Here is an 8,928-nt window from a genome sequence, read left to right as displayed (position 1 = left end):
AGGTTGTGGTGGGGCCCTCCGTTCGGTGTTTCATGCGGTAGGAGTCGCCGTCGGTGACGACGATCGTGGCGTGGTGCAGCAGCCGGTCGAGGATGCTGGCGGCCGTGGTGTGCTCGGGCAGAAACCGGCCCCAGTCTTCGAACGGCCAGTGCGAGGCGATCGCCAGGGATCGGCGTTCGTAGGCGCCGGCGACGAGCCGGAACAGCAGTTGGGTGCCGGTGTCGTCGAGCGGTGCGAATCCGACTTCGTCGATGATGAGCAGATCCTGGCGGAGCAGTCCTTCGATGGTTTTGCCGACGGTGTTGTCGGCCAGCCCGCGGTAGAGCGTTTCGACGAGGTCGGCAGCGGTGAAGTACCGGACTTTGTGCCCGGAGTGCACAGCAGCGATCCCCAGCCCGATCAGGGTGTGAGATTTACCTGTACCCGCGGGGCCGATGATCGCTAAGTTATGTTGTGCTCGTATCCATTCCAGCGACGACAGGTAGTCGAACACCTTCGGCTGGATCGAGGATGCCGCCACGTCGAAGGACTCCAACGTCTTGGCGACTGGAAACGCCGCGGCCTTGAGACGATTGCGGATGTTGGAGGCATCGCGGGCAGCGATCTCCGTCTCGACCAGGGTCCGCACCACCTCCTCAGGAGTCCAGCGTTGGGTCTTGGCGGTCAGCAGGACTTCGGGTGCGGTGCGGCGGATCGCCGCCAGTTTCAACCGCCGCAGGGCAAGGTCCAGATCGGCGGGCAGCTCTGGGATAGACTGTGGTGCAGCTGGTTTAGGTGTCTTGGCGGTCGTCATGAGGAGGCCTCGCTATCGGTGGCCGGGGTGTGTTTGTAGGCCTGCAGCGATCTGGTCGGCGCCGAGGGAAGGTCCACTATCAGGGCGTCACCGGGTGGTCGTGGGGTGGGTGCTGCGGCGCCGGTGGCCAGGATGGAACGCACATCAGCGGCCCGGAACCGTTTGAACGCCACCGCCCGGGTCAGCGCTTCGAGTAGCAGGGTGTCGCTGTAGGCCGCGCCCAACGCCAGCAGTGCATCCAACTCCGAGCTCAGGCGGGTATTGCCGATCGCGGCGGCACCGATGAGGAACTGCTCAGCGGGTTCGCCGAGTGCGCAGAACCGTTTCTCCACAGCAGTTTTCGGTCTGGGTCCGCGGTCCGGGGCCGGGCGTGGGCCGCCGTAGTGCTCATCGAGGATAATCGCTTCACCCGGTGCAGCGAGCTGGTGATCGGCGACCACCTCACCGGATTTCGGTTCGATGATCAGCAACCGGCCCGCATCCTGCACCAGGGTCACGGTCGTTCCGATCAGCCGGGTGGGCACCGAGTAGCGGGCCGAAGCGTACCGGATACATGAGAGTCGGTCGACTTTGCGGGTCACCGGCGGCGGACCGACCTGCATCCGCAGAGACGGCAACTGCCCCAACACTTCCCGCTCAGCCTCGAGTCGCTCGTTCGGGATGGCGAAGGTATCCGAGTGCTGCCGGGAATTGACCTCCACGCACCACACGTGGGCGGCCGTGTTGGCCTGATGCACATCCAGGACCACGTCGTCGCGGCCGGCCGCGACCTTGGCCTCAGTCCACAGCGGTATGGCCAAATCCGACTGAACGTAGTCGCACAGGCGCTCGACGATGCCTTTGGATTCAGGGTCTGAGGCGTGACAGAAGTCCGGTGCGAAGCCGTAGTGGGCAGCGAACCGGACGTACTGCGGGGTGGGGATCATCACGTTCGCCACGACACCGCCTTTGAGGCAACCCATCCGGTCGGCCAGGACCCGCTTGGGAACTCCACCAATCTCCTCGAGGGCGTGGGCTATGAACGTCAACGTGGTCGTTGCGGTTTCGTTGGTCGCGAAGGCAACGAACCGCCACCGCGAGAACGCGAGCACCGCGCAGAACACATGGATGCCGCCGACGACGGCCCAATCGATGACCAGGTAGTCACCCGGCGCCCACACCGCGGGACGGCGTCCACGGTGATGATCTCTGCGCCACTGCGCTTTTGACTGTGCGACCAAACGTCGGAAGTTGCGGTCCGATCCGTCGTAACCGGCGGTCCGGGCGACCGGCAGGAGTCGTTTGGCCGTGATCTTGCCGTGCGATCTCTTGACGCGTTCATCGACCAGGGCGGTGACTGCGTCGTAGTTGCGGGAGCGCTCAACGCGCTCGGGAGGGTCTTGGTCGCCGGCCTCGAACCGGTCGACGACACGTTTGACGGTCTTGTGGGTGGTGCCGCACAGCTCGGCGGCTCCTCGGTAGCTTCCGACTTCGCGGTAAGCAGAAATGATGTCCATACGGTCCTTCGCAGACTTCAATGGAACTCCCAGGCGGTGATGGTGTGGTTGGCACCTTCACCGTCATCGCCTGGGCCTTCAGTTCCGGGTCGACACGACGAGCACAGGGTGGGGACTTTTATCTGGCCACCAGTGGGGACCTCGACCTGGCCACCAATGGGGACTTTTTCATGGCCATGGACAAATGAGCGAGCTGTTCCTTAACGCGGTGACCAAACGTTTCGACGGCACCACGGTCCTGGATTCAGTCGACCTCACCGTTCGCAGCGGGGAGTTCATGGTCCTGCTCGGGCCCAGCGGGTGTGGCAAGTCAACACTGTTGCGGATCATCGCGGGCCTGGAGATGCCCACGGAGGGAAACGTGGTGATCGACGGTACCGAAGTCACCGATGTTCCACCGCGCGAACGCAATCTGGCGATGGTGTTCCAAAGCTACGCGTTGTATCCGCATCTGACCGTCGCGAAGAACATCGCCTTTCCCCTGAAAACGGCCAAGGTTCCGAAGCAGGAAACGATAGCGACTGTCGAACGCGTCGCCGCCTCACTGGGATTGACCGAGCTACTGGACCGCAGGCCGGGCCAGCTCTCGGGCGGTCAGCGGCAGCGAGTCGCCCTTTCCCGCGCCATGGTCCGCGATCCCGGCGCCTTCCTGATGGACGAACCGCTGTCCAACCTCGACGCCCGGCTCCGCGCCGTGACCCGCACAGAGCTGATCGAACTCCACAAACGCGTCACCAAGACGTTTCTGTACGTCACCCACGATCAGGTCGAGGCAATGACGATGGCCGACCGCATCGCCCTGCTGAACAAGGGCCGTGTCGAGCAGGTCGGAACACCAGAAGAGCTGTACGACAGCCCGCAGTCGGTATTCGTGGCGTCCTTCCTCGGTGCACCGCCCATGAACCTCTTCGACGCCGACATCAGCGTGGAAGCAGGGCAATTGGTCGCGACGGTCGGAGAGGTGGTTGTCCATCTGGGGATCGACGCCGCAGACGATGGGATCATCAACGCCCGACGCCTGACCCTGGGTATTCGTCCGGAGCGTCTGCGCCTGGACGACCGCGACGATCACACGAGACCTGCTCAGCCACCGAGCGGCATACGGCTTCCTGCGGTGGTGACACTCACCGAGAATCTCGGCGGCGACGTGCTGCTGCACGTCACAGTCGACTCGGTGACATTGTGCGCACGGATGTCTCGCGTCGGGGCGGCCCGCGGCCTCGGTGTCGGTTCGGAGATCACACTTTCCGCAGACACCTCCGATCTCCATGTGTTCGATCCCGAAAACGGCCGGCGGCTGCACTGGCAGCACCCGGCAGCACGACCCGTCCACCCTCAACTCTCTTTTACGTAGGAGCACCGCCGTGAAGGCCAGACATATACTTGCCGTTCCGTTGATCGCGTCACTGGTGGCGCTCACCGGTTGTCTGTCGAGTACGTCCGACGACGAGACCACGACCTCGGCCATCCCGGAACTGGCTGATGACCAGAAGGTCTCGATTGTCTTCGAGAGCTACAACTACGGCCTGGCGGGCGCATGGACGGACACGTTCAACAGCCTGCTCGCCGACTTCGCCAAAGAGCACCCGAACATCTCCGTCACCGCACAGAAGCCGGCAGGCAACAGCCCCAACCCGGCCACCGACACCATCTCGAGCATCCGCAACCAGATGACCGCGGGAAATCCCCCCGACGTCGCACAGTTGGGGTTCTCGGACCTCGACTTCACCGTCAACCAACTGCAGGCGAAATCACTTGATGCGCTGGTCGGTGACGAGGCAGTCGAGCAGAATTTCGAAGGCGAAACGCATCCTTTCGCTCCGACCGCACGCACGTTGAGCGACTGGGACGACCAGACGTACGGCGTTCCGTTCGTCTTCTCCACCCCGGTGTTCTACTACAACGCTTCGCTTTCGAGCAGGCCGGACTGGATCCGAACAATCCCCCGCGTACGTGGGAGGACGTCGCAGTCGCTGCCAAGACGATCGCTGACAAGACGGGCAAGGGCGGAGCCTACATCGATTGCCTGACCAAGACCGCCAAGGACTGGTGCTTTCAGAGTTTGGTGCGCTCGAACGGCGGCCAGGTGATATCGGATGACCGGGACAGCCTCACGTTCGCCGATCCCGCTGCCGTCGAGGTCGTCAGCATGGCACAGGGCATGGTCAACTCCGGGGCGACTCCCACACTGACCCAGAAGCAGGGTTATGAGGCGTTTGCTCGTGGCGAGATGGGGATGCTGCTCGAAACAAGTGCCATCCAGGACCAATTCGTGAAGGGCGCCAAAGACAAGTGGGACCTGCGGTCCACAACAATGCCGAGCTTCGGCGACAAGCCCGTCGTCCCGACCAACTCCGGCGCGTCGCTGTTCATCTTCTCGCAGGACCCCGCGAAGCAGCGCGCATCATGGGAGCTGATCAAGTTCCTGACCAGCGAACAGGCCTACGTGAAGATCTCCAGTGGTATCGGCTACCTGCCCCTGCGTACCGGTTTGATGGATGACCCGGCCGGTCTGAAGGACTGGGCGGCGCAGAACCAGTTGCTCGAGCCCAACCTGGAACAGCTGAAGTCGATGGAGCCGTGGATCTCGATGCCGGGCAACGAATATCTCCAGATCCGTGACGGCATGATGTCCGCCGTGGAATCCTCGGTATTCCAGGGAACCGACCCCGCTGCCACCATGACCGCCGCATAAGAGCAGGCGAACACGCTCCTCCCGGTATCATGACAACGCCCGACCACACCGTCATCCAGCTCACCGACACTCACCTGAGTACCGGCGGCGACCTGATGCACGGAATGATGGACACCACAAAGAATCTGCGCAAAGCACTCGATCACCTCGACGCATGGGATGGCACTGTCGATGCGATCATCGTGTCCGGCGATCTGGCCGACGCCGGATCGCCCGAGGCCTACCGAACATTGCGAACGATGTTGGAACCCAACGCAGCCCGGCTCGGAGCCACAGTGTGTTACGCAATGGGCAACCATGACGATCGGGCCGGATTTCGTATCGGTCTGGATCTGAGCCGGAACGGTTCGACCGACCTGGGCGCGCCCTACGACGTCGTTCATCACATCGGCGGTCTGCGCATCGTAATACTCGACAGCACCACGCCCGGGCGTCATGACGGTAGCCTCGAGGACAGCCAGTTGGACTGGCTCGCCGAAGTGCTCAAAGACCGGGCGCCGCGCGGAACCCTGCTGGTGATACACCACCCGCCGGTGCATTCGCCGGTCGCCACCGTCGACTTCCTGAGGCTGACTGACCCGAGCGCGCTCCAGTCCGTGATCGCGGGCTCTGATGTGCGGATGATCCTGTGCGGTCATGCGCACTACGCCGGCGCATCGGCCATCTCGGGTATCCCGGTCTGGATCGGGCCACCGCTGTCCTACCGCACCGATCCGTTCCCGCCTCAGGGGCGGCACCGGGCCGGTGTCGGTTTCGGGTTCAGCCGCATCGACCTGTTCGGCGAATCTGCGGTGGCCACGTCCATCGATGTCGTCGGTGTCGACGACGTGTACAGCGAGCCTCAATCGGTTGCGCTCGAACGACTGTGTGCCATCACCCCGAATGCGAACTGACTGACGATGTTCGTTCAGACCGAATCGACGACGTCCCGCCGCCCAGCGAACACTCCGGTTCCGCCGTCGCGGCCCCGGCGGTGGTCGCGGTTGCGGCGGGGCGTCGTACCGTACCTGTACCTCAGTCCGGCGTTGATCTTGCTGGTGGTGTGGACCTATCGTCCGCTGGTGCAAGCCGTGCAATTGTCCACTGTGTCGTGGAACTTGCTGCCTGCCAGCCCGATGAAGTCGGTCGGCACCGACAACTACCAGCAGTTGTTCGAGCTGCCGGCGCTCGGCGATGCGGTGTGGCTGACGGTGGTGCTCATCGTCGGCCTGCTGCCGTTCACGGTGGTGGTGCCGGTGGTCATCGGATTCGCCATGCGCGGTGTCTCGGTGCGGAGTTCGCGAATCTATCAGGGTCTCATCTTCGCGCCGTTCCTGGTGGCTCCGGTGGCAGGCGCAGCGGTGTGGCGATGGCTCCTCGACCCCAGCGGCGGCATCGTCAACCGGGTCCTGGGCACCGACCACAACTGGATCTACGACAAGAACACCGCCCAGATGGCGATCATCGTGATCACCGGGTGGCACCTCATCGGCATTGCGGTGCTGGCGGTGGCCGCCGGCCTCGCCGGAATCAGTACAGACTACGACGAGGCAGCTCAACTCGATGGCGCGAATCGTCTCCAGATCGCCACCCGGATCACCATGCCCCTGCTGTCGCCGACGCTGGTCTTCCTCACGCTCATGACCATCCTGCTGAGCGCCCAGTGGAGTTTCCCGCTGATCGACACCCTGACCCAGGGCGGACCGGCCGGGGCCACGACCAACATCTACTACCTGCTCTGGGACTACGGATTCCACTCATTCAATGCGGGCCTGAGCGCGGCGGCAGGCATCGTCCTGTTCCTCGGCTTCGGCGTCGTCGCCGGCTTCTTGGTCTGGCTGTCCGAACGGATCACCTTCCATGACAACTGACAGCGTTCTGAAGACAGCACCGGAGGAGACGCTCACCAGTGCCCCGCCGCCGGTGCCCGCTGCGGCTCCGACCACCGGCCTACTCGCCCGCATCTGGGGTCACCTGACCCTGGCCGTCATCGCCCTCGCCTGTATGTTCCCGATCTATTGGCTGGTGGCGACATCGCTTCGCCGGCCAGGCGATGTCAGTTCGCTGACACCGCTGCCCTGGCCGCTGTCGGTGGAGAACTATTTCGACGCTGCCGACAAGGTCGACGTCATACGGCTGATGGTCAACACCTTCGGGGTTGCCCTGGCCTCCACGTGCGGTCAGATGTTGATCGCCATCCTGGCGTCGTACGCGTTTGCGGTCTACAAGTTCAAGTTCCAAGGGCTGCTGTACCTGGCATTCGTCGGTACCTGGCTGGTGCCGTATCAGGTGACGATGCTGCCGAATTACGTTCTGCTCAACCAGTTGGGTCTGCTCAACACGTTGTCTGGTGTGGTGGTCCCGACACTCAGCTCTGCTCTTGCCGTTCTGATGATGCGTACGCACATGTCCGGGTTTCCGAAGGAACTGATCGAGGCGGCACGAATGGATGGCCGCTCGTCGTGGTCGATCCTGTGGACCGTGGTCGTCCCGAACCTGCGGCCAGCGCTGGCGGCCCTGGCCATCTTGCTGTTCATCAACTCGTGGAACGAATACTTCTGGCCCGCAGTGGTACTCCAGTCGAGCAACGACGTCCTGCAACTCGGCCTGCGCAGCTTCATGGGCACCGAAGGAGACCAGTGGGGACCGATGATGGCCCTCGCCGGCCTCGCCTGCCTCCCGATCTTCGTGCTCTACATCGTGCTGCAACGCCACATCGTCAATGCCTTTGTCCGCAGCGGACTGTGGTTCCCCCCAAATCGTGGAGGACTCCTCTATGCGGCTTCGGGCTCCGCGACTGCAGCGTTCTCGTAGTCGATGGGGCTGACCATCCCAATCGTGGAGTGCCGGCGGACGTGGTTGTAGAAGCCGTAACACCAGTCAAGCACACCGGCCTTGGCTCCGGCAAGAGTCTCGAAATCGTTGCGTGACAGTACCTCCCACTCCAGGGAAGAGAAGAACGCTTCGGCAGCGGCATTGTCGAAGCATGACCCGACGCGGCCCATCGACTGACGGAGTCCCATCCGACGGCACAGCTTGGTGAACTTGTTGGAGGTGTACGTCGACCCGCGGTCACTGTGGAAGATGACCCGTTCGGACTCCTCGTCACGCCTTATGGCCTGCTTACCGCCTCGGGTGGCCACCGCCATCTCGATTGCTGCACACGCGAGCGGTGCGTCTGGATGCACGCTGGTGGCCGCACCCAGCAATCGGCGGCTGTAGAGGTCGATCACGGTCGCCAGATACAACTTCCCGGCCGCAGTCGGGATCTCGGTGATATCGCCGACCCACTTCTCGTTCGGACGCGTCGCGGTGAAGTTCCGGCGCACCAGATCCGGGAACTTCGGTGCCGTCTTGTCCTGCCGGGTCAGCCCGTTTCGGCGACGGATCCGGCGTGCCACCAAACCCTGCCGGCGCATCGAATCCGCGACCGTCTTCTCGCTCACTGTCCACCCGTCCTCACGCAGGTCCACGTGCAGCCGCGGGGAACCATGCAAGCCCCGCAATGTCATGAACTTGACCTTGACTGCGCGGTCTACCGTGTCGCGCCGATAGTCACGCGCGGTATGCAATCCTGTTGCTGCACCCGGCTTTTGAGAACGCTTGAACCACTTGTAGAACCACGCCATACTCACGCCAAGCAGCGCGCACGTGACCGTATGTGGCACTCGATAGGTGGTCCTCTGCTCTGCGATGAAGCGGGCCAGCATCACTTCGTCGCCTCCTTCACCCACAGGACCACCGATCGTTTTAAAACATCGCGCTCCATCCGCAACTCGGCCACCTCGGCACGCAACCGCTTGAGCTCGGCAGCACTATCGCCGCTCGCCTCATCCTCGCCGCCGCGCTCGGCGCGCGCACGGTTGACCCAGTTGCCCAGGGTGCCCTCGTTGACCCCCAGATCGCGCGCGACCTGGGCGATCGGTTTACCCGTCTCCTCGACGATCCGGACCGCCCCATCACGG

Annotated in this window: 9 protein-coding genes and 1 pseudogene; 6 read left to right on the top strand and 4 right to left on the bottom strand. The window is 63.4% G+C overall.

All coding sequences use genetic code 11. The annotated features are described in order from the left end of the window. Positions 1-793: IS21-like element helper ATPase IstB (istB, locus tag BFL43_RS00625; protein ID WP_084889715.1), on the bottom strand; the 793-nt coding region annotated here is incomplete at its 3' end. Continuing rightward, positions 790-2,310 (bottom strand): IS21 family transposase, encoded by a 1,521-nt coding sequence (gene istA, locus BFL43_RS00620; protein ID WP_143694986.1) that lies wholly within the window; start codon positions 2,308-2,310, stop codon positions 790-792. The genes istB and istA, both read right to left, overlap by 4 nt. On the opposite strand from istA, the gene BFL43_RS28760 reads away from it, so the two are divergent. The 6 genes and pseudogenes from BFL43_RS28760 to BFL43_RS00595 all read left to right on the top strand — a co-directional run bounded on the left by BFL43_RS28760 (position 2,310) and on the right by BFL43_RS00595 (position 7,777). Further along, complete coding sequence (locus BFL43_RS28760) at positions 2,310-2,477, top strand: hypothetical protein (protein WP_168176498.1); 168 nt, start codon at positions 2,310-2,312, stop codon at positions 2,475-2,477. The two genes, istA and BFL43_RS28760, sit on opposite strands and share 1 nt — an antisense overlap. Continuing rightward, positions 2,474-3,643, top strand: coding sequence for an ABC transporter ATP-binding protein (locus tag BFL43_RS00615; protein ID WP_084889804.1), 1,170 nt, complete (start codon positions 2,474-2,476; stop codon positions 3,641-3,643). The genes BFL43_RS28760 and BFL43_RS00615 overlap by 4 nt, the downstream gene beginning before the upstream one ends. Positions 3,644-3,668: 25 nt before the next feature. Next, positions 3,669-4,984 (top strand): annotated as a pseudogene (locus tag BFL43_RS00610) (ABC transporter substrate-binding protein). 29 nt (positions 4,985-5,013) lie between these two features. Next, the gene (locus BFL43_RS00605) at positions 5,014-5,877 is read left to right on the top strand and encodes a metallophosphoesterase (protein ID WP_084889802.1); all 864 of its coding nucleotides are present in this window, start codon (positions 5,014-5,016) and stop codon (positions 5,875-5,877) included. A 6-nt stretch (positions 5,878-5,883) separates the two neighbouring features. Continuing rightward, positions 5,884-6,834 carry a sugar ABC transporter permease gene (locus BFL43_RS00600; protein ID WP_084889800.1) on the top strand — a complete coding sequence of 317 codons (951 nt, stop codon included), beginning with the start codon at positions 5,884-5,886 and terminating at the stop codon, positions 6,832-6,834. A 133-nt stretch (positions 6,835-6,967) separates the two neighbouring features. After that, entirely contained in the window at positions 6,968-7,777 is an 810-nt protein-coding gene (locus tag BFL43_RS00595) for a carbohydrate ABC transporter permease (RefSeq protein WP_240497981.1), read from the top strand. Here the strand turns inward: BFL43_RS00595 and BFL43_RS00590 are convergent. Together BFL43_RS00590 and BFL43_RS00585 are read right to left on the bottom strand one after the other, a co-directional pair. Then, positions 7,738-8,676 carry an IS3 family transposase gene (locus BFL43_RS00590; protein WP_084889697.1) on the bottom strand — a complete coding sequence of 313 codons (939 nt, stop codon included), beginning with the start codon at positions 8,674-8,676 and terminating at the stop codon, positions 7,738-7,740. The genes BFL43_RS00595 and BFL43_RS00590 overlap by 40 nt on opposite strands. Further along, on the bottom strand, positions 8,673-8,928 hold a 256-nt coding region (locus tag BFL43_RS00585; protein ID WP_084889703.1), incomplete at its 5' end, for a transposase. The genes BFL43_RS00590 and BFL43_RS00585, both read right to left, overlap by 4 nt.

Source organism: Williamsia sp. 1135, assembly GCF_002095395.1.
GTDB lineage: Bacteria > Actinomycetota > Actinomycetes > Mycobacteriales > Mycobacteriaceae > Williamsia.
The sequence above is the reverse complement of the archived record's forward strand: the minus strand, read 5'-3'. Positions and strand labels throughout refer to the sequence as shown.